The organism is Acetobacter ascendens (assembly GCF_001766235.1).
GTDB lineage: Bacteria > Pseudomonadota > Alphaproteobacteria > Acetobacterales > Acetobacteraceae > Acetobacter > Acetobacter ascendens.
The window spans coordinates 710586-731056 of the sequence record NZ_CP015164.1 but is presented as its reverse complement, the minus strand read 5'-3'; the positions used below and the strand labels follow the sequence as shown (position 1 = coordinate 731056).

General features: G+C 55.5%; 19 protein-coding genes. 6 read left to right on the top strand and 13 right to left on the bottom strand.

Going from position 1 to position 20471, the window contains the following annotated elements; genetic code table 11:
• Nucleotides 1-23: 23 nt before the first annotated feature.
• Together A4S02_RS03500 and A4S02_RS03495 are read right to left on the bottom strand one after the other, a co-directional pair.
• Nucleotides 24-1469 carry a pyridoxal phosphate-dependent decarboxylase family protein gene (locus A4S02_RS03500; protein WP_070324158.1) on the bottom strand — a complete coding sequence of 482 codons (1446 nt, stop codon included), beginning with the start codon at nt 1467-1469 and terminating at the stop codon, nt 24-26.
• A 24-nt stretch (nt 1470-1493) separates the two neighbouring features.
• Nucleotides 1494-2489, bottom strand: coding sequence for a bile acid:sodium symporter family protein (locus A4S02_RS03495; protein WP_082246735.1), 996 nt, complete (start codon nt 2487-2489; stop codon nt 1494-1496).
• Nucleotides 2490-2525: 36 nt separating this feature from the next.
• Between A4S02_RS03495 and A4S02_RS03490 the strand changes: the two genes are divergently transcribed.
• Nucleotides 2526-3476, top strand: coding sequence for a DUF945 family protein (locus tag A4S02_RS03490; protein ID WP_070322962.1), 951 nt, complete (start codon nt 2526-2528; stop codon nt 3474-3476).
• Between the two features lie 50 nt (nt 3477-3526).
• Here A4S02_RS03490 and mfd read toward each other — a convergent pair whose 3' ends face one another.
• On the bottom strand, nt 3527-7003 hold the full coding sequence (gene mfd, locus A4S02_RS03485) for a transcription-repair coupling factor (RefSeq protein WP_070322961.1): 3477 nt from the start codon (nt 7001-7003) through the stop codon (nt 3527-3529).
• A 77-nt stretch (nt 7004-7080) separates the two neighbouring features.
• Nucleotides 7081-7410, bottom strand: a complete 330-nt coding sequence (locus tag A4S02_RS03480; protein ID WP_003623435.1) for an FAD assembly factor SdhE — start codon at nt 7408-7410, stop codon at nt 7081-7083.
• Nucleotides 7411-7479: 69 nt separating this feature from the next.
• On the opposite strand from A4S02_RS03480, the gene recG reads away from it, so the two are divergent.
• Nucleotides 7480-9627 (top strand): ATP-dependent DNA helicase RecG, encoded by a 2148-nt coding sequence (gene recG / locus A4S02_RS03475; protein WP_070322960.1) that lies wholly within the window; start codon nt 7480-7482, stop codon nt 9625-9627.
• Nucleotides 9628-9639: 12 nt separating this feature from the next.
• Here recG and A4S02_RS03470 read toward each other — a convergent pair whose 3' ends face one another.
• The 5 genes from A4S02_RS03470 to A4S02_RS03450 form a co-directional block, all read right to left on the bottom strand.
• Nucleotides 9640-10245: a thiamine phosphate synthase gene (locus A4S02_RS03470; protein WP_070322959.1), complete on the bottom strand. Its 606-nt coding sequence runs from the start codon at nt 10243-10245 to the stop codon at nt 9640-9642.
• Nucleotides 10242-11018 carry a thiazole synthase gene (locus tag A4S02_RS03465; RefSeq protein ID WP_019090189.1) on the bottom strand — a complete coding sequence of 259 codons (777 nt, stop codon included), beginning with the start codon at nt 11016-11018 and terminating at the stop codon, nt 10242-10244. Before A4S02_RS03465 ends, A4S02_RS03470 begins: the two co-directional genes overlap by 4 nt.
• 4 nt (nt 11019-11022) lie before the next feature.
• The gene (gene thiS / locus A4S02_RS03460) at nt 11023-11220 is read right to left on the bottom strand and encodes a sulfur carrier protein ThiS (RefSeq protein WP_019090188.1); all 198 of its coding nucleotides are present in this window, start codon (nt 11218-11220) and stop codon (nt 11023-11025) included.
• Nucleotides 11221-11233: 13 nt separating this feature from the next.
• On the bottom strand, nt 11234-12205 hold the full coding sequence (gene thiO / locus A4S02_RS03455; protein WP_070324157.1) for a glycine oxidase ThiO: 972 nt from the start codon (nt 12203-12205) through the stop codon (nt 11234-11236).
• A gap of 101 nt (nt 12206-12306) precedes the next feature.
• Nucleotides 12307-12783, bottom strand: a complete 477-nt coding sequence (locus A4S02_RS03450) for a DUF3429 domain-containing protein (protein ID WP_070322958.1) — start codon at nt 12781-12783, stop codon at nt 12307-12309.
• Between the two features lie 182 nt (nt 12784-12965).
• Here A4S02_RS03450 and eno point away from each other — a divergent pair, with 182 nt between their 5' ends.
• Nucleotides 12966-14246, top strand: coding sequence for a phosphopyruvate hydratase (gene eno, locus A4S02_RS03445; RefSeq protein ID WP_019090184.1), 1281 nt, complete (start codon nt 12966-12968; stop codon nt 14244-14246).
• Between the two features lie 170 nt (nt 14247-14416).
• On the top strand, nt 14417-14746 hold the full coding sequence (locus A4S02_RS03440) for an FtsB family cell division protein (protein ID WP_003623018.1): 330 nt from the start codon (nt 14417-14419) through the stop codon (nt 14744-14746).
• Between the two features lie 112 nt (nt 14747-14858).
• On the opposite strand, the gene rpmG is transcribed toward A4S02_RS03440, so the two are convergent.
• A complete protein-coding gene (gene rpmG / locus A4S02_RS03435) occupies nt 14859-15026 on the bottom strand; it encodes a 50S ribosomal protein L33 (protein ID WP_070322957.1) in 168 nt (55 codons plus the stop codon).
• A 69-nt stretch (nt 15027-15095) separates the two neighbouring features.
• Here rpmG and A4S02_RS03430 point away from each other — a divergent pair, with 69 nt between their 5' ends.
• Together A4S02_RS03430 and lexA are read left to right on the top strand one after the other, a co-directional pair.
• Nucleotides 15096-16370 (top strand): molybdopterin molybdotransferase MoeA, encoded by a 1275-nt coding sequence (locus A4S02_RS03430; RefSeq protein ID WP_082246734.1) that lies wholly within the window; start codon nt 15096-15098, stop codon nt 16368-16370.
• 86 nt (nt 16371-16456) lie between these two features.
• Entirely contained in the window at nt 16457-17107 is a 651-nt protein-coding gene (lexA, locus tag A4S02_RS03425) for a transcriptional repressor LexA (RefSeq protein ID WP_070322956.1), read from the top strand.
• A 54-nt stretch (nt 17108-17161) separates the two neighbouring features.
• Here lexA and bioD read toward each other — a convergent pair whose 3' ends face one another.
• The 3 genes from bioD to A4S02_RS03410 are packed head-to-tail and all read right to left on the bottom strand — an operon-like array spanning nt 17162 to nt 20429.
• The gene (gene bioD, locus A4S02_RS03420; protein WP_070322955.1) at nt 17162-18559 is read right to left on the bottom strand and encodes a dethiobiotin synthase; all 1398 of its coding nucleotides are present in this window, start codon (nt 18557-18559) and stop codon (nt 17162-17164) included.
• Nucleotides 18556-19248 carry an alpha/beta hydrolase gene (locus A4S02_RS03415; RefSeq protein ID WP_070322954.1) on the bottom strand — a complete coding sequence of 231 codons (693 nt, stop codon included), beginning with the start codon at nt 19246-19248 and terminating at the stop codon, nt 18556-18558. Before A4S02_RS03415 ends, bioD begins: the two co-directional genes overlap by 4 nt.
• Nucleotides 19248-20429 (bottom strand): aminotransferase class I/II-fold pyridoxal phosphate-dependent enzyme, encoded by a 1182-nt coding sequence (locus A4S02_RS03410; RefSeq protein WP_070322953.1) that lies wholly within the window; start codon nt 20427-20429, stop codon nt 19248-19250. Before A4S02_RS03410 ends, A4S02_RS03415 begins: the two co-directional genes overlap by 1 nt.
• Between the last annotated feature and the right edge of the window lie 42 nt (nt 20430-20471).

The following is a 20471-nucleotide window of genomic DNA, read 5'->3' as shown; positions in this document are numbered from 1 at the left end:
GCGCCGCCTGCCCGGCCTTGTATTTAGGACAGCGGGCGGCCCAGACGGGCTTGCGCCAGATCTACCAAGCCAGCCAGCATAATATCTGCATCTTCCTTGGTTGTGCGGTGGTTTACAATAGCTGCACGAATAGCCAGCTTGCCATGAATGCGCGTGGTGGACGGGGCGGCAATGCCACTTTCCTGAAGATCCTTCACCAGTTCCGCATTCAGCGAATCCAGATCACCCACATCGGGCATGTCCACCCGAAAACACACAATATTCAGCGTTACCGGAGCCAGCAGGGTAAGGCCGGGTGTGGTGACCACGCGTGATGCCAGATATTGCACTACCGCACAGGATTGCGCCACCACATTACCCAACCCTTGGGTGCCAAACCCCGCCAGCGTGAACCACACCTTAAGCGCCCGAAACCCGCGTGAAAGGTCTGGCCCCAGATCACAAAACCATGGGGCATCTGCTGCCAGTCCACGATCCTCGCGCGAGAGATAGGCTAAGGATTGCGCAAAAGTTGCCGCTTGCCGCCCCTGTTCTCGCACAAGCACGCAGCCTGCATCGTAAGGCACTTGTGCCCATTTATGAAAATCGAAGGCAAGGCTATCGGCCCGCTCCAACCCCTTGAGCAACGGAGCATAGTCTGGCGCCAACTGTGCCAACGCGCCAAAAGCCCCATCTACATGGAACCAGAGCTTTTCGGCCTTTGCGTAATCTGCCAGCTCATCCAGCGGGTCCACACTGCCTGTGTCCACAGTACCTGCCGTGCCGACAACCAGAAAAGGCTCGTATCCATCCGCCCTATCCTGCGCCACCATGCGGCGCAGCGCCTGCATATCCATACGGAATGCAGCATCAACCGGCACGCGGCGCAGGGCCTTCATGCCCAACCCGGCCATATCAAACGCACGGGCCACACATCCATGTGCAGTTTGTGCTGCGTATCCTACCAGTTTGCGGCCTGCCACCCCTTGCTCACGCACAGCGGTGCCATCTGGGACTGCGCGGCTGGCCGTAAGAATGGCAATAAAGTTGGCCATGGAAGAACCGGTAACCAGCACACCGCTTGCTGTATCTGGAAAGCCGAACATTTCCGCGGCCCAGCGGATAACCATGCGTTCCACTTCAACCGGAGCATGGTTACGGCCACCCAGATTGGCGTTTAGGCCAGCGGCCAGCATTTCTGCCAACATACCCTGTGCCGTGCCACCGCCATGCACCCACCCCATAAAGCGCGGGTGCCGGTTGCCCACTGCATAAGGCTGCACTGCACTGGCAAACTGTTCGTACAGCCCTTCAAGCGGTTGTGCGCCTTGGGGCAAAGGAGCCTGTTTAAAGTTCTGCCGCAGCGTATCCGGCATAGGTTGCCATACCGGGCCTTTTGCCACGTTTTTTATGGACTCAAGCATGTCATCCAACATGCGGTGGCCCAGCGTGCGCAATTCTTCCCAGTTTTCTGGATCTAACCCGGCCACTTCTGTTTTCTCCAATATCCGTATTCAGGATGCGTGACGTATCTCTGTCTTTTGCTCATGCTGTTCTGCCTGCTGTGTCATACGGGCAAAACGGCGGGCCAGAACGGCGCATACAAAAAGCTGGATCTGGTGATATATCATAAGTGGCAGAACAATCATCCCCACCGATGCGGGAGGAAACAGTACATTGGCCATAGGCACCCCAGATGCCAGTGTTTTTTTGGAGCCACAGAACACCACTGCAATTTCATCTTTAAGGGGCAGGCCAAAGGCGCGACCAGCAAAAATGGTAATGCCCAGCACCACAAACAGCAACACGGCATCCACCAGCGCAATTACGCCCAGTTCTGCCACTGGTAGCTTATGCCAAAGCCCTTGCATAACGGCATCACTGAATGCCGCATACACCACAACCAGCACAGAACCTCGGTCTGAAAAAGAAAGCAGTTTTTTATTGCGGTGCGCCCACGGGCCAAGCCATGGCTGCAACACCTGCCCCAAAATAAAGGGTAGCAAAAGCTGGTACACAATATCCAGCGGGTTACCAGCCGCACCACCATGTTTGCTTAGAATAAGCCCTACCAACACCGGCGTAATAAAAATGCCCAAAACGTTAGAAGCCGTAGCGGCACACACCGCCGCAGGCACATTGCCCCCACCAATAGAGGTAAACGCAATGGAAGACTGCACAGTGGAAGGCAGGCAACACAAAAACAGCACACCCATCCAGACTTCTGGTTGCATCAGATTGGGCAGGAGTGCGTGGCCCAATAGCCCCAAAAGAGGGAATAACACAAAGGTGCAGCATAGAATGAGCAGGTGCAGCTTCCATGCCACCAAGCCATCCACCACAGCCTTGCGAGAAAGCCTTGCACCCTGCAAAAAAAACATCAGGGCAATCAAGCTAATGGAAAGCCATCTAAAAACCGGAACAGCCGCCCCATGACAGGGAAAGAACGTTGCCAGCAACACAGCGCTGACCAACCCCATTAAAAAGGGGTCCAATTTCAAAAACCGCACACGCCTGCCCTTTCGTTCTTCTTTCTGGTTGCCTGCATGTTTTACTTACGGCACCCTTTAACTGAAATGAAACAGTATACTTTCCCGTCCCTCTCCGTTCTCGGTGCTGTGAGCATTTATGCCACAGTTGCTGCGGCTCCGGCTTTTGCGGCCCCTCCTTCTGGCTGTGCGGTGGTTTCCCGCGCTTCTGGGCAGGAAACGGCACAAGGCGTTACATATCAGAATCTGGTGTTACGCACCCCAGATGGCGGAACAACTTTTAAGGCAGGACACCTTACCCTGCATGGTTCTGGAGAAACGCCCGAAGCCACGCATGATCTGGCAGATGCGGCCTCTCTGCTACTCATGTCCGCCATGACGGGACATCACAATGCCGCGTGCACTGATTGGCTGAACACACAGGGCAAGCGCGTTCTGGCGGGCCTTCAGACTGGCAAAAGCTATGATCTGACATGGCAGAACGCTACGCTCACGCACGGGGCCGCACAGGTAACGGTCAACACCGCGCGCTACCAGATGCAGGGTGGCAGCGCGACTGCCTCGGCATCATTGGGTATGGATGGGGTAAGTTTCCATAATGTTGCCAATCAGGATCTGCTGCCTACAGCAGCCCATGCCACGTTCTCGCTTCCCGCGGCGGAAGTACCTGCCCTTATGAGCGCCATTGGGGGCCGCAGCACCAGTGCTCCCGCCGTGCATGCCACCATTTCCAGCTTTGATGCCACGCAGGGTGAAGCCTCCCTACACGGTAATGGCGTGGCAACGCTTACAGGCAATGTGAACAACACATCTGCCTCTGGACATCTGGAAATTACCAATCTGGAAACACTGATTGATAAGGCCCGCACCGCCAAGCAGATGAAACTGGCCGCAGGCATGGTTGTGGCCCGTTTGGTGAGCCATAAACATGGTGAGCAGAATACGTGGGATACAAAATGGGAAAGCGGTGTACTCACCGTAAACGGCTTTCCCATCCCGCTTAAATAAACAAAATGGCCGGAGGTACTTAAATGCAGCCCTCCGGCCATTGGGCCTGGTTAGGCCATTTCCATAACTTTTTCACACATACCGGCCAGATCCTTCAGCACGCGCCGGGCCAGATCTATGCGCTGCACGTTGGTGAGTTCGCGCACAACCGCCATTTTATGGTCTGGCCGTAAGCGGACTGTGACATCCTTCCATTTCCCCATCCACTGCACTAACCCTGCTGGGTTGCGGAAGGTATTATTACGGAATTGCAGCACCATGCCTTTGGGGCCAGCCTCTACACGCTCTACCCCGGCCTGACGGCACAGGCGTTTAAGCTCCACAATATCCAGAAGGTTCTTGACCTCCGGCGGCAGGGAACCAAACCGATCTATCAGTTCGGCTTCCATGGCTTCCAGTTCCGCATCCGATGCCAGCGCGCTGATACGGCGGTATAGCCCAAGCCTTACGGGCAGATCGGTTACATACTCATCCGGGATCAACACAGGCAGGCCCATAACAATGTTGGGCGTCCAGTCCCGATCTTCTGCGGCACGGCGATTTTTATCTGAGCGGAGGTCGGCCACGGCATCTTCCAGCATCTGCTGGTAAAGTTCGATCCCCACTTCGCGCACATGGCCGGATTGCTGATCGCCCAGCAGATTACCCGCACCACGCAAATCCAGATCGTGCGAAGCCAGCGTAAAGCCAGCACCCAACGTATCCAGCGTTTGCATCACTTCCAGCCGCTTTTCAGCGGAATCTGAAAGCACATGCGTTTGTGGCCATGTCAGGTAAGCGTAACCTCGCTGCTTGCCACGTCCCACGCGCCCACGCAGCTGATAAAGCTGCCCAAGACCAAACATATCTGCCCTATGGATAATCAGCGTATTCACCGCAGGCATATCCAGTCCGCTTTCCACAATATTGGTGGAGAGCAGAATATCGTATTTGCCGTCTGAAAACTCGGTCATCACCCGTTCCAGCTCTGTGGCGGAAAGGCGACCATGCGCCTGTATTAGCCGGGCATCGGGCACAATGGCGGTAAGCCGTTCAGCTAGCCTGTCTAGATCCTCAATACGCGGCGCCACGCAGAAAATCTGCCCACCACGGAAGCGTTCTCGCTGGATGGCCTCCCTTATCACCACACTATCAAACGGCATGATGAAGGTGCGCACTGCCAGCCTGTCTGTTGGTGGGGTGGCAATCAGGCTCATTTCCCTCACACCGGAAAGCGAGAGTTGGAGCGTACGGGGCAATGGTGTGGCAGAAAGTGTGAGCACATGCACATCTTCGCGCAGGGCTTTCAGCTTTTCCTTATGAGACACGCCAAAATGCTGTTCTTCATCAATAATCAACAGTTCGAGTGAGGCAAACTGAACCGTTTTAGCCAACAATGCATGCGTGCCGATAACAATGTTCACGCTACCATCTGCAATGCCCTTACGCACTGCTGTAGCTTCCTTACCCGTTACCATGCGCGAAAGTTGCGCCACCTTAATGGGAAAGCCCTCAGACCGCGCAGCAAAGGTGCGGTAATGCTGCCGGGCCAGAAGCGTGGTAGGCACCACAACCGCTACCTGCCCACCAGACATGGCCGCCACAAAGGCCGCACGTAAGGCTACCTCGGTTTTACCAAAGCCCACATCACCACATACCAGACGATCCATTGGTCGGCCGGAAGACATATCCTCCAGCACATCCGCAATGGCACGTGCCTGATCATCCGTTTCCACAAATGGGAAGCGGGCACAGAACTCATCCCACTGTCCCTCCGGCGGAACCAGTTCCGGCGCTTCCTTTAGGGCACGCATGGCGGCGGTTCTAATAAGCTCACCCGCCATATCGCGAATGCGCTTTTTCATTTGCGATTTACGGTTCTGCCATGCCGTGCCGCCCAGCTTATCCAACGCAACGCCTGCTTGGCCTGACCCAAAGCGGCTGAGCAGTTCAATATTTTCTACCGGCAGGTAGAGTTTCTGCCCGCCATCATACAACAGGCGCAAGCAATCATGCGGGGCAACACCTACGCTTACTGTTTCCAGCCCATCATAACGGCCAATCCCATAATCCTGATGTACCACCAGATCACCGGCGGAAAGTTCGCTGGCTTCGGCAATCAGTTCATCTGCACGGCGGCGGCGGCGCGGTGGGCGGCCAATACGTTCACCCAGCAGATCCTGTTCAGAAACAAACGCCAGATCATCTGCAACAAAGCCGCGTTCTAGACCAAGTGTAAGCAACCCAACCGGGCCGGGTTTGGCTTTGTGGGCTTGTTCCCATGTTTCATATGTCTGGGTTGGCACACCGTGTTCACGCAGCAATGTGGCAATACGCTCGCGCGAGCCCTTGGTCCATGCCGCCACAAAGGCGCGGCGCTTAACCTGTGCCCATTCCTTTACCTGATCCCCCAATAGCGTAAACACCTGCTCACGCTGGGCACCGGGTACAATTTTGGAGAATATCTTACCGGGGCGGCCACCTACATCCACCCCTCCGGCACCATCTGGTTGTGCATAGAGGCTAAATGCCACCACAGGCACGCGGGACAGGCAGGCATCCCACCCTTTTTCATCCAGATAGAGCAGATGCGGAGGGAGTGGGCGATATGGTATTTCCCCTTCCCGCACAGGCTGACGGCGGGCCTGATAGTGGTCTTCTATCATTTCCAGCCGGGCTTTGAGCACATCCTCTGCCTGATGTTCGAGTGAAACAGCAACATCGGGCAGGTAATCAAACAGCGTTTCTAAATGATCATGGAACAAAGGCAGCCAGTGTTCGATACCCGGATGCCTGCGCCCATCAGAAATATGTTCATAAAGCGGATCAGACGTGGCAGCGGGGCCAAAGGCATCACGCCATCCGGTGCGGAAGCGTGAAATGCTTTCCTTATCCAGCGAGAATTCAGAAACAGGGCAAAGTGTCAGCCCATCACGCTTGGCCGTAGAGCGTTGAGACCCCGGATCAAACGCGCGGATGTTCTCAACTTCATCCCCAAACAGATCAAGCCGCAGGGGTTCACCTGCACCGGCAGGGTATAGATCAAAAATACCGCCACGGGTTGCAAACTCCCCGGCTTCCATCACCGTATCTGTGCGAGTGTAACCATTGGCGATTAGCAACTCGATCAGAAAGCCCTGATCCAGACTTTCCCCCGTGCGAATGGAAAGTGATTGCCCCTCAAACGTTTTACGCGGGGCCACACGCTGCACCACGGCATTTACCGTAGCCAGCACAAGCCGAGGGCGGCCTTTTGCGGGTTCCAGCAGACGCGTAAGGGTGGAAACACGCTCGGCCACTATGGCAGGGTTGGGGGAAACTCTGTCATACGGCAGGCAATCCCATGCGGGAAAACGCAACACATCCACATCAGGCGCCACAAAGGCCAGCATATCATTCAGGCGGGCCATGGCGGCATCATTGCGCGCAATATGCAGCACCGGACCTTTATGATCCCGCGCACGACGCGCCAGCAAAAGGGCATCATACCCTTCTGGCACGCCCCACACGGTTGCTATCCGTTTTTGTGTGCCTGTTTGTGCTGTCATCCCGGTATCCGCCTGTTCTTAAATACGCACACCCCGCAAGCTGCCAGCATGCCTTTGCCGGAGCCTGAAGGGTTTTATCAACCGCCGCGCCTGATACGGCTATCTTCTACCATCCGGCGTAACATGGGGGTGGCTTTCTCTTCCGGCAATGGCAAACGCCCAAACAGCCAGTCTGTCAGCTCTGGGTCTGGCATTTCCAGAATGTTTTCCATATCCGTCAGTTCTTCTGCCGTCATGGTATCTGCGTTGGCTTCTACAAAGCCGCCAATCAGAATATCTGTTTCAAACGTGCCCCGATGGTTAGCACGGAACTTCAGCCGCCGCCTGCGGGCAGCCAGATTATCTTCCGCCACGCCAGATGCGCTGGAGGAAGATGAAGGAGAAGAAGCTGTAAAATTGTCTTGCATGGCGCTGGTGTCCTATACCGTTGCTAAACCTGTCTGTCAGCCTGCCAAACAGAGGCTTGTGTACCGCTTGTGTCCAGTCCCCTTTCCTTCACATCCTCTTCGGTTACAGGGCAAGATGGCAATTCTGCCCTAGCCCCATTACTGGCCCCGCTTGAAAGCCTGCCCGGTATCAGCACCGCACGCGCCAAGCTGCTAGGCCGCATTGCAGGCGGCCGCAGGGTAATGGACTTGCTATTCTGCCTGCCAGAAAGCATTACAGACCGCAGACTACGGCCTACATTGGCGCAACTCAGGCCCGATACAATCGCAACCGTTACTGGCGTAGTGCAGGATATTCGTAGCCCGACCCCGCGCACCCGCCAGCCGTGGCGCGTGATGATTGATGATGCCACGGGTATGCTGGAAGTCGCGTTTTTTTCTCCTTGGCAGGCCAAACAGGTTGTAAAGGGAGAAAGCATTGCTCTTTCCGGCAAGGTGGAACGCTTTGGCGATAAGCTCACCATCACATCCCCCGATTATTTAGTACCCGCAAGCCAGATAGAGCGCATTCCGCTGCTAGACCCCGTTTGGCCCCTTACGGCTGGGCTGTTTACCGGGCAAGTGCGCATGGCTATGGCAGCAGCTCTCCGCCTTTTGCCGCCCAACCTGCCCGAATGGCATGATAAAGCGCTTATCAAGCAGAAAAACTGGCCGGATTTTGCCACGGCCCTGAACTGGATGCACTTTCCAGATACCATCCCCGATAGTGCACAGGGCGATGCGTGGCACAGCAACCGCACACGTGCGCAGGCGCGTTTGGCGTGTGATGAGCTGCTGGCAGACCAACTGGCCATGCGGATTGCCCAACAGGCATCTCGCGCCCGGCCCGGCCGTAGCCTGAATGGTAATGGCCACTTGCAAAAGCAGGCACTCGCCAGCTTTGGGCATGAGCTTACCTACGGCCAAAAACACGTTCTGCAAGAAATTGAAGCCGATATGGCTACCTCGCATTGCATGAGCCGCCTTTTGCAAGGTGATGTGGGGGCAGGCAAAACCCTTGTGGCCCTTATGGCTATGTTGCGGGCGGTAGAAGCTGGCACTCAAGCCGCCCTTATGGCGCCTACGGAAATTCTGGCCCGCCAGCATGCGGCTACGTTCCGGCGCCTCTCCCCTGTGCCGGTGGCGTTTTTATCCAGCTCTGTCAAAGGCAAGGCGCGCAAACAAACCTTGCAAGATATTGCCGATGGCACCGCCAAGCTGGTGGTAGGCACCCACGCACTTGTGCAGGATGGGGTGAAATTTGCTGATCTGGGGCTGGCCGTTATTGATGAGCAGCACCGCTTTGGGGTCGATCAACGCTTGGCGTTGGTGGAAAAAGGCTATGAGGCCGATATGCTGGTCATGACAGCAACCCCCATCCCCCGCACGCTGTTGCTCACCCGCTTTGGGGAAATGCAAATTAGCCGGTTAGAGGGTAAACCGGCTGGCCGTAAGCCTGTGCGTACATCCCTGCACAGCCTTGGCAATTTTGAAGATGTGCTGGCTGGCATTGGCCGCGCGCTAGACAAAGGGGCACAGATTTTTTGGGTGTGTCCTCTGGTTTCGGAAAGTGAAGCCATGGATTTAGCCGCCGCCGAGGCCCGCCATGCAGCTCTTGTTGAACGGTTTGGAGATAAAATTGGGCTGGCGCATGGGCAACAGGATGCCAATGTGCGTGAGGAAGTGCTGCAAGCCTTTTCTAATGGTGAAACCCGTATGCTGGTGGCCACCACCGTGATTGAAGTGGGCGTGGATGTGCCCTCCGCCACAATCATGGTGATAGAACATGCAGAACGCTTTGGGCTGGCGCAGTTGCATCAGCTCCGTGGCCGTGTGGGGCGTGGGGCTGATGCTTCCTTCTGCCTTATGCTGCATGATGAAGGCTTGGGCCTTACGGCGCGCCGTCGGCTTTCCTGCCTGAAGGAAACAGAAGATGGCTTTCTCATCGCGGATGAGGATTTCCGCCTACGTGGCGGAGGTGAAGCAACGGGCCGTCGCCAATCCGGCCTGCCCGACTACCGCATGGCGCCAGAAATGCTGGTGGATATGCTGTTAGACACAGCACATGATGAAGCCACGGAGATTCTGCCCGATGGCCCACCCACCAGCATGCCGGAAAAAAATTTGCCGGCAGCACCACGCATTTTGCTGACGTTGTTTAACAAAACCGATGCCGCACGCATTTTTAGCGGCGGCTAAACGGTTGCAGCTTTAGCCTTCTACAGCAGTCAGCCACGCCTTAACCTGCCCTTCCGGGTCTGGTTGGCGAATAAAGGCTGATACGGCAGAAACACTATCGGCCCCGGCCTCAATACAAGCCCATGCACGTTCCAGCGTAATGCCGCCAATGGCAACCAGTGGCAGGTTGCCAATAAGCTTGCGCCATTCTGTCAGCTTCAACGGACCTTGGGGACCGAACGCCATTTTTTTCAGCTTGGTTTCCCAAATAGGGCCAAGGGCCACATAATCCGGGTTGCAGCTTAGGGCGCGATCCAGTTCCTCATGGCAATGAGTACTGATGCCAAGGCGAATACCGCCTTTACGAATAGCGGCCAGATCTGCCGTATCCAGATCTTCCTGCCCCAGATGAATGTAATCTATGCCTTCATCCAGCGCGATCTGCCAGTAATCGTTCAGCACAAGGCATACCCCATGCTGCTTGGCATAGGCATGGCCTTGGCGAATTTCTGTGCGCAGTGCGTCTTCTTCCATGTCTTTCAGGCGGAGCTGGATAAAGCGCGCACCTGCTCCACCCAGCCTGTCCACCCATGTGGCACTATCAACAACGGGATAAATCTTTTGGGGCAGAGCTGTCATGCCAGCATGGCCTTTCCTGCAACGGGAGTAGAAGGAACAGCCATATCGCGCTCTTCCATTGGGTCTGCAATACGGGCTAGTTCCCCCGCCTCTACTGCCAGGCGAAACGCACGGGCCATATTTACGGGATCTCCTGCCTTGGCCACGGCGGTGTTTATCAGCACGGCATCATAACCAAGCTCCAGCGCCTGCGCGGCGTGAGAGGGCACACCAATGCCTGCATCCACTACCAACGGCACACCGGGAAAATGCGCCCGCATGGCCCGCAAGCCAAACACGTTGTTCAAACCCTTGCCGGAACCAATGGGCGCACCCCACGGCATCAGCACCTCACACCCCACGGCCAGAAGTTTTTCCGCCACCACCAAATCTTCCGTGGTGTAGGGAAAGACCTTAAAACCATCTTCCGTAAGAATACGCGCGGCCTCTACAAGCCCGAACACATCTGGCTGAAGCGTATCCAGCTCGCCAATCACTTCCAGCTTCACCCAATCCGTGCCGAACACTTCCCGCGCCATATGCGCAGTGGTGACAGCTTCCTTAACCGTGTGGCAGCCTGCCGTGTTTGGCAGCACAGGCACCTTGAGTTCCTGAATAAGAGACCAGAACGCCTGCCCAGCACGCTCCCCCGCAGATTCGCGGCGGAGGGAAACGGTCACAACCCCCGGCTGTGCCGCAATTACGGCATCGCGCAAAATTTCGGGGGATGGATACTGGGCTGTACCCAGCATAAGCGGCGAGACAACATCCTGCCCATAAAATGAAACAGCCATGCCCTCAACCCCCTTGCATGGGGGCAACAATTTCAATTTGCGCACCCTCTTCCAGCCGCGTTTCATTTCGCGTTGCTTTGGGCACAAACCGACCATTCAGCGCCGTGGCAATGCGGGCGCCGCTATAGCCTAGCTCATCTATTAGGGCCGCCAGCGTTTTGGCGGATACCTCGTGCGCTGTATCGTTAACCACAACTTTCATCGGGCGTTGCTCCTTAGGCCTGTGCGCCAAATATCAAGTCTGCCGCCTCCCGCGCCCGAGCAGGAGAAAGCAGAAAACCGTGCCGGTACATACCGTTGATATAAATGCGTTTTCCATCCTGCACCACGCGGGGCATGTTATCTGGGTAAGACGGACGCAAACCCGTGCCCATTTCCAGAATTTCTGCCTCGGCAAAGCCGGGGTGCAAAGTCCATGCTGCGTTCAGCAGTTCCATCATGGAACGTACTGCCATGCCGCCAGCATTTTCGCTTTCAATCATGGTGGCACCAACCATGAACACATGGTCAGCCCTTGGCACAATGTAAACCGGTATACGCGGGTGCAGCATCCGCACTGGCCGATGCAAGGTAACATCCAGGCAGCGCAGCAGCAGCATTTCACCCCGCACGCCACGCAGATTATCCAACTTGTCACGCGCAGCAAGGCCAGTACTATCTACCACCCAATCAAATGCGGATTCATCTGGGCAGGTTTCACCAAACTCGGCGTGGCCGCCCAGTTGTTCCAGCCGTGCCAGAAGGGCCTTTAATGCCTTGCGCGGGTCCACATGCCCTTCATCGGGAAAGAACAGTCCCTTATGAAAACGGCCTGCCAGATCTGGCTCAAGCTGGGTAATTTCTGCCGTGCCTATCGTCTGAAAGTGCGATGTGCGGCGGCCAAAGCGAGCAACTTCCCCCACATCTCGCGCAGGTGCCAACACAAGGCTGCCTTCACGCGTAACATCGGGCACATGCTCCGCCCACCAATCTACCGAATCGATGGACTGGGCTGTGACTTCCTCTGGCGCTGATTCGGCTTCGCACCAAGGGGCAAGCATACCGCCTGCCATCCATGAGGCCCCAGCCCCCACGCGGCCTCCGCTCTCATACAGGGTCACATCTCCGCCCCGTTCGGCCAGAGCTACGGCGGCTGTCATACCCGCCACACCGGCCCCTTTTACCAGAATGCGCGGTTTGCCGTTCATACTCTCTACCTTGCCTCCGTTACTGGCGATGTGCTGCTGCATCTTGGCGTTATAACACGCCTCAAACCCTGCTTCTGCAAGGGGTTATGCCGCTTTAATATTCAGAATGCCCGCACAAGCAGCACCATCAACAGGCAACATTCCGTTACCGCCGTGGCAATCCAGCGCATGCCCATGTAACCGGGCGGCAACCACCCACGTTGCCACGTCCCGCGCTCTGCCAATGCCACCAGCGGGAAAAGCACGGCCAAACCAATTACCCCGGCAAGCGGCACCCATGCGTAAGCCAGGTAAGCAACAATCCACCCGGCAAAGGCTGGCACAACACCCAAAACCAGCCGCAGATTATCTGCCCTGTCTGCCCCACTTGTGAGAATGGCGCGATCGAGCTCTAGCGCCAGCCCCCAATGCACGGCCCCAATAAAGGACAGGCTCACCGCCCCATAAATCACCAACGCCATCAACAGATTGGGCACAGGCACGCCGGAATCAAAAAACACAATGCCACATGTGCAGGCAACAAAGGGCAAAAGCCCCATCACCATGAGCACTACAGCCAGAAATGGAAGTTTTTTCATGAACGTGCAGCAGGCCTTTACCTGATAATTTCATACCCAATGTGGTTGACAGAAAAGCCCAACAAGCGGCCACTAGCAACCGTAGGCAGGTTTACCCTGCCCACCGTGTTCCGCCCGGAACCAAAAAGAATAACACCGGCTTCTGCCGCCAGAGGCCAGACAATAAAGGAACGGAAACACCAATGAGTGCCATTGTTGACATTATCGCACGTGAAATTCTGGACAGCCGCGGCAACCCAACGGTTGAAGTAGATGTGGAGCTGGCATCCGGCGCCAGAGGGCGTGCGGCTGTTCCTTCTGGTGCCTCAACCGGTGCGCATGAAGCCGTAGAACTGCGTGATGGTGACCCCAAGCGTTTTGGTGGCAAAGGTGTTCTTCAAGCTGTTGAGAACATTGAAAACGAAATTCTGCCCACGCTACAGGGTGCCGAATCGGCAGATCAGATTGATATCGACAACGCCATGATCGATCTGGATGGCACACCCAACAAAGGCCGTATGGGTGCCAACGCCATTCTGGGTGTGTCCCTTGCCATTGCCAAAGCCACGGCAGCCGAACTGCATGTGCCGCTATACCGCTACATTGGCGGCGTATTTGCCCATGTTCTGCCCGTGCCGATGATGAACATTGTCAACGGTGGGGAACATGCAGATAACCCCATTGATATTCAGGAATTCATGGTGCAGCCGGTGGGAGCACCTACTGTGGCCGATGCCATCCGCTGGGGTTCGGAAATTTTTGCCCAGTTAAAAAAGGCCCTCAGCGCTGCTGGTTACAACACCAATGTTGGGGATGAAGGCGGCTTTGCCCCTGCCCTTAAATCTGCTGATGAAGCACTGGGCTTTATTACCCGCGCGGTGGAAGCCGCAGGCTACCGCCCGGGTGAAGACGTAACTTTTGCGCTGGATTGCGCCAGCACCGAGTTCTTCAAGAATGGCAAATACAACCTGAAGGGCGAAGGCAAGGAGTTCGATTCCGCTGGTATGGTGTCCTACCTGTCTGACCTTGTGAGCCGTTACCCGATTGTTTCCATCGAAGACGGTATGGCCGAAGATGACTGGGAAGGCTGGGCCCTACTGACGCAGGAACTGGGCAAAAAAATCCAGTTGGTCGGGGATGATCTGTTTGTGACAAACCCAGAACGCCTGCGCCGCGGCATTCAGGCTGGTGTTGCCAACTCCCTGCTGGTGAAAGTCAACCAGATTGGCACACTGACGGAAACACTTCAGGCCGTGGAAATGGCGCATCGCGCTGGCTACACTGCCGTGATGAGCCACCGCTCTGGTGAAACAGAAGATTCCACCATTGCTGATCTGGCCGTGGCCACAAACTGCGGGCAGATCAAAACCGGCTCCCTTTCCCGTTCCGATCGGACAGCCAAATACAATCAGCTCATCCGTATCGAGCAGGAACTGGCAACCGCCGCACGCTATGCAGGCCGCACCATTCTGAAAACTGCATAAACCACAGCGCTTTTAGCGCAACAGCTTGCAAAAAAGCCGCCTCCCCACCCGGAGGCGGCTTTTTTCATGCCCTCATGCCTTGGCGCTGCCACACTTCATGGTTTAGACAGAAAGGAAGACCCAGAGGTGCAGGCTAAACTGCACAGAACCAGAAAAAAGGCAGCGCCAGAGTGCAGATCGGTCGTTTCATTCGTCGCACAGTGCGGGCGGTTGTGCCCCCTTTGGTTTTTCTTGGCATTGCGGGCTATTTTGGCTGGAACGCAACGCAGGGCGATCATGGCATTCAGGCCTACAGGCAGCAATTGGGGCTACTAGAACAGGCCAAGCAATCCAAACAGGATGCCATTGCCGAGCAGGCTGCATGGCACCGCCGCGTAAACGGCCTGCGTGAGCAATCTCTGGATACAGATATTCTGGATGAACGCGCCCGCGCCATGCTGAACATGGCAGACCGTAACGATATTGTTGTGCCTTACGATAGGCGAGACCCGCTGTTTTAAGCGCCTCCACCTTATATTTGTGCCGGATAACATATTCCTCCGGCACGATCAGGTATAAAAAAACGGCGCTCTGGGGCGCCGTTTTTCATATCCACATTCCAAAGAATGCAGATTATTTGATCTTAGCTTCGCGGAACACGACGTGCTTGCAAGCAACCGGATCGTACTTCTTCAGTTCCATTTTACCGGTGTGCGCACGAGCATTTTTCTTGGTCACGTAGAAGTAACCGGTGTCCGCCGTGGAGACGAGACGGATCTTGATAACGTTGGTCTTGGCCATGACTTCCTCAGCAGAGCATGATGTACGGAGCCGCATAAACGGCACCGACGGTGTTCAAGTGCCGGCAAAATGCGCATACAAGTGCAAAAGGTCAAGTATTCTTGCATCAAAGCGGTGCAACAGGCCAAAAAAGGAGGAATTTTCATGCTGGATGTGGCTGTTGCGCGCGCCCGAATTCTTGAAAACCTAAAAACATGTGGGCAGGAAATTGTGCCGCTTTCACAAGCTTGTGGGCGGGTGCTGGCCCAGCCTGTTCATGCCCGCACGGCCAACCCACCGGTTTCTGTTTCCGCAATGGATGGATATGCCGCAAAAGCGGAAGATGCGCTGGAAGGCGCGGTTTTGCACATTGTGGACGAAATACCCGCAGGCCACCCATCTGCTGTTACGGTGCAGAAAGGGGAATGTGTTCGCCTCTTTACCGGCGCGCAAATTCCCGCTGGCGCAGATACCGTGATCATTCAGGAAAACGTGCAGCGCGAAGGTGACCACGCCAAGCTGACCGCTTCAGCACGCCAAGGCCAGTATATTCGCCAGCAAGGACAGGATTTTCAGAAAAATGACGAGTTGTTGCCAGCAGGGCGCAGACTCGGCCCACGAGATATCGGGCTGGCCGCTGCGGGCGGGCATGTCTGGCTTACGGTTTCGCGCCGCCCGCGCGTAGGTATTCTGGCCACGGGTGATGAAATTATCCTGCCCGGAGACCCAGACCCTGCGGACGGCATTTTTAATTCTGCCTCCTTCATGGTGGCGGCCCTGTTACAACAGCAAGGCGCAGAAACCATTATGCTCCCCATTGCGCGAGACAACATGGAAAGCCTGACAACCCAGTTCCGCCAAGCTGCCACGTTGGACATGCTGGTGAGCATTGGTGGCGCCAGTGTGGGAGATTACGATTTGGTGCGCCCTGCGCTGGCCGAAATTGGGTTACAGCAGGATTTCTGGAAAATTGCCATGCGCCCGGGCAAACCGCTGATGTTTGGCCGGCTAGGTAACACCCCCATTATCGGCCTGCCCGGCAACCCGGTGGCCGCAATGGTGTGTTCCATTGTGTTTGTAACGCCTGCACTGCACACCCTTATGGGGCTGCCCGTTGGCACCGAACTGCAAACAGAGCCCGCGATTCTGGGCTGTGATGTCAAAGAAAACGATGCCCGGCAGGATTTTTTACGCGCAACACTTGCGCCTTCCCCAAAAGGCGCTGTAGCTGTGGCCACGCCTTTTTCCCGGCAGGATTCAGCCCAGCTGAATATTCTCAAGCAAAGCCAGGTGCTGGTGCTTCGTGCCCCCTTTGCTCCGGCGCAAAAAGCAGGCACACCCTGCCAGATTATTCGCCTGCCCTGATCTCTCCCTTGACATAAAAAGAGAACTTATATAGAACAAGATTAAGATTTTCTTTTCATTCCGACAGTCGCTTTTTGAGGTGCGATATGCTGACGCGCAAACAGCACAAACTCCTACTTTTTATTGATTCGCACCTCAAACAGACAGGTTTTTCACCTTCCTTTGATGAAATGCGTGAGGCTATGGGCCTGCGTTCCAAATCTGGCATTCACAGGCTGATTTCCGGGCTGGAAGAACGCGGTTTTTTACGCCGTCACCATCATCGGGCACGGGCGTTGGAAGTTATTCAACTGCCAGAAATGCAGGAACTGCCACCCAATGTGGTGCGTGCCAGCTTTACCCGCCCCAAAGCCGAAACCGTCAGAATCCCGCTTTATGGACGCATTGCTGCTGGCCTGCCCATAGAAGCCGTACCGGATACCTCCTACGCCATCACGGTTCCGACCGAAATGCTGGGCACGGGAGATTACTACGCGCTGGAAGTGGCTGGGGATTCCATGGTGGATGCTGGCATTCTGGATGGTGATAATGTAATTATCCGCCGCACAGACCAAGCTGAAAATGGGCAGATTGTTGTGGCGTTGATTGATGAACACGAAGTCACGCTCAAACGCCTGCGGCGCAAAGGCAATATGGTTGCGCTGGAACCAGCTAACTCCAGCTACGAAACCCGTATTGTGCCGGCTGAAAAACTGCGCATTCAGGGCTGCCTAGCAGGATTAATCAGACAGTATTAAGTAACATGCCTGCGTGGCAAAAAGTTATTATTCCCGCGCAGGCATTTATTGTTTCTATCTCGGATAAATATCATCCCATTGCGGAAACAGCTCTGCCAGTTCTGAAACAACATTTGGCGTAATGTCCGCACAAAATGGCACTTCTGCCAAAATGCGCACCTTACCTTTTTGCGCAATTGTCTCACGATTTTCCGCATTCAGTGGGCCACTTAGCACTACACCTGCCACAGCAATTTGGCGGGCGCGCAAGGCTTCCAAGCTCAATAAAGTATGATTGAGCGTGCCTAGCCCACTCCGTGCCACCAGTACGACGGGCAAACCCCAGCGTTGGGCCAGATCAATCATCATCAAGTCTGGGGTTGCAGGCACCATGAGGCCACCCGCGCCTTCTACAACCAGCGGCTTAGCTGCTTCACCTTGCGGCAGCACCAGTTGGGCCGGATCAATCTGCACGCCTTCTGCTCGCGCTGCGGCATCGGGAGAAAGTGAAGCAAGAAAAGCTCCTGCGGGTTTGAAGCAAGGTGGATCTCCGGCAAGCTTCTTAACCGTAGGGGTATCCCCTTCCTCATCCGCCAGACCGCTTTGCAGAGGCTTCCAATAAGCCCCCTGCCAGCGCCGCACCAAGCAGGCAGAAACCAGCGTTTTACCAATGCCGGTATCGGTGCCAGTTACAAACACCCCTTTACGTGCCGGCTTACGAAAACAGGCATAGCCCACACGCCATGTAATGGCGCATCCTGCTTGTTGAAACCGCAACGCAATGTGCCGTAACTGCATTGCTGATAACGGTACTGCCCCTTCACGCGGAACAGAGGCGCCTGTGGCCTTTAGATGCCTTACAAAATCCAGCCCATCTGCAAAAGCCTGCACAATATCCTGCTCAGCCCATCCACCAGAAAACGCAGGCGGACGCCAATTCTGTGCATTGGCTAATTCTGGGTAAACCGGAGTTGCTGGTTGCTGTCCTTCTTGCTGGCAGGCCTGCTGCCATTCAGCAAATGTGCCATCCAGCAATGTAGAAACCGCAAGCACACCACCCGGAGCCAGGAGTTCCGCTAAAGTGCGCAAAACCTTTGCGGGATCAGGCAGCCATTGCATAATCAGGTTGCCACAAATCAAATCAAACGGACCGCGAACATCTGGCGCGGTCGCGTCCATCTGATGGTAGGTAACACTTTCTCCTAACCGGATTTTAGCGCGCGCCAGCATATTTGGCGCAAAATCTGTTGCCACAATTTCTGCATCTGGCCAGCAAACGCGCAGGTGCTCTGTCAGCAAACCTGTGCCGCAGCCAATTTCCAAAATACGCAGAGGCTTTTTGCCTGCCATGCTGGTGTGTATGTGCTGGAACAATTCACGCGCTGCCACACGCTGCACCGTGGCAGCTTGATCATACTTTTCGGCAGCATCAAAACTTTGGCAAATACGCGCAGCGCGGGTGGGGTTTTTCATGGCTGTCGTTCCATCCTGTTGCGCAGCGTTTCCAAAAATCGGGCACATTCAACAGAGTGCGTTTGAGGCAACAAATGCCCCCCATTTTCCTCCCATTTTATATGTGTAGGAGCAGGAAAAGAGGCTTTGGTCATACTGGGTGAGGCAATTTCATCCTGCCGCCCTGCCAACACATTTAATGGGCCACATGGCAAATCTGCCCGCACATCTTCTGTGCACAGAATATCTAGCCCATGTGCCAGTTCTTCTGGCTGGCAGCGTGTAGCCGGAACAGGCAATGCTCCACAGCGCTGTCGAAAATCATTTACCACTGCAGCAGGTTCTCGCCCCAAGCCTCGGATCATACGTTGAACAATGCGCGGTGCCACACCTTCGGGAAAACCTTCTCGGCTGGCAAAGCTGGCAAATGTGTTGATACCTGCAAACTGGCTTCCCGCTGGCAAAATGCCCTGCCTGCGTTGCATCATCAGCCACATGAACCCGAGGGAATGGCCAATCCCCAGTATGGGTTGCTGCTTTTGGCATATATCATTCAGCATAACCGCTTTTGTAACATCGCTAGCCTCTGGCTTCAAAAAGCCGAGATCCAACATTACCGCATCTGCCCAGTTCAGTTGTGCGAGCACAGGTTGCCAGAATTCCGGGCCAAACGCCCAGCCGTGTACAAACACAGGTAATAGCCGCGCCATTACGCGCTACCTTTGCTTGCTCGTATGAACGTATCAGCCAGTAATTCCATTTGCGCCCATGTATGGTTGGCATGAAAAACCACCCGCAAACGGCAGCCGCCCGGTGGCACCGTGGGAGGACGAATAGCCACGGCCAGAAAACCAGCCTCTTGCATCTTTTGGGCCAGAGTACGCGCCTGCGCCTCCTGCCCTACCAGAATAGGCACAATCTGGGTGCTGGATGGACCGGTATCCTGCCCCGCATCGTGCATTTTCTGGCGAAATCTGGTGGCAAGTGCAGCAACATGAGCACGTTGGGTATCCATTTGCGGCAGCAAATCAAGCGCTGCATCAACAGCCCCCAGCACCAAAGGAGAAGGCGCAGTGGAATAAATAAAGCCCGATGCTGCGTTATCCAGCCATCTGCATAGCCCCTCGGAGGCAGCAATAAATGCCCCCATACTGCCCAAAGCCTTGCTGAATGTGCCAATCACCACATCTGCCAGCCCATTTGCCAACCCGGCACCTTCTGGCCCCAATATGCCGGTTGCGTGGGCTTCATCCACACACAGCAGAGCGTCATATTTTTGAGCTACTTCATGCAGTGCGGTCATATTTGCGGCATCCCCGTCCATGCTGAACACGCTTTCTGTCAGCACAATACGCAGGCCTGCGCCTTCAGTTTTTTGAAGCAGGCTTTCAAGATGCGCCACATCATTATGGCGGAACCGAATCGGGCGTATACCAGCCGCTGCACAACCATGATACAGGCTGGCATGGATAAGCTTATCCGCCAGAATAATGGCAGGTGCCCCACATACCTGCGTAGAAAGCCGCGCCAAAGCAGGCACCAAGGAAGCATTGGCCTGCCAGCCGGAAGAAAACAAACGTGCCGCCTGCATGTGCTTTAGCCGCGCCACGCGCTTTTCCAGCACACAAGCTTGGGAAGATGTGCCCGTAACCAACCGGGAGGCACCGCTGCCACTGCCTTCTGCCTGTGCCCAAGCATATGCACGCTCACGCAACAAGGGATGCATGCGCAGGCCCAGATAATCGTTAGACGAAAAATCTGTGACCACAACGCCATCTGAACGTTTGAGCAACGCATCTCCGGCATATTGCCATTCCTGACAGGTGCGCAAACGCCCCTGAGCAGACAGATCCGCCAGCCCCTGCTGGAAAAGATTATCAAACCGCGTCATGTAACATGTGGTGCCGCAGCCTGAAGGGCGGGTCAATCATCT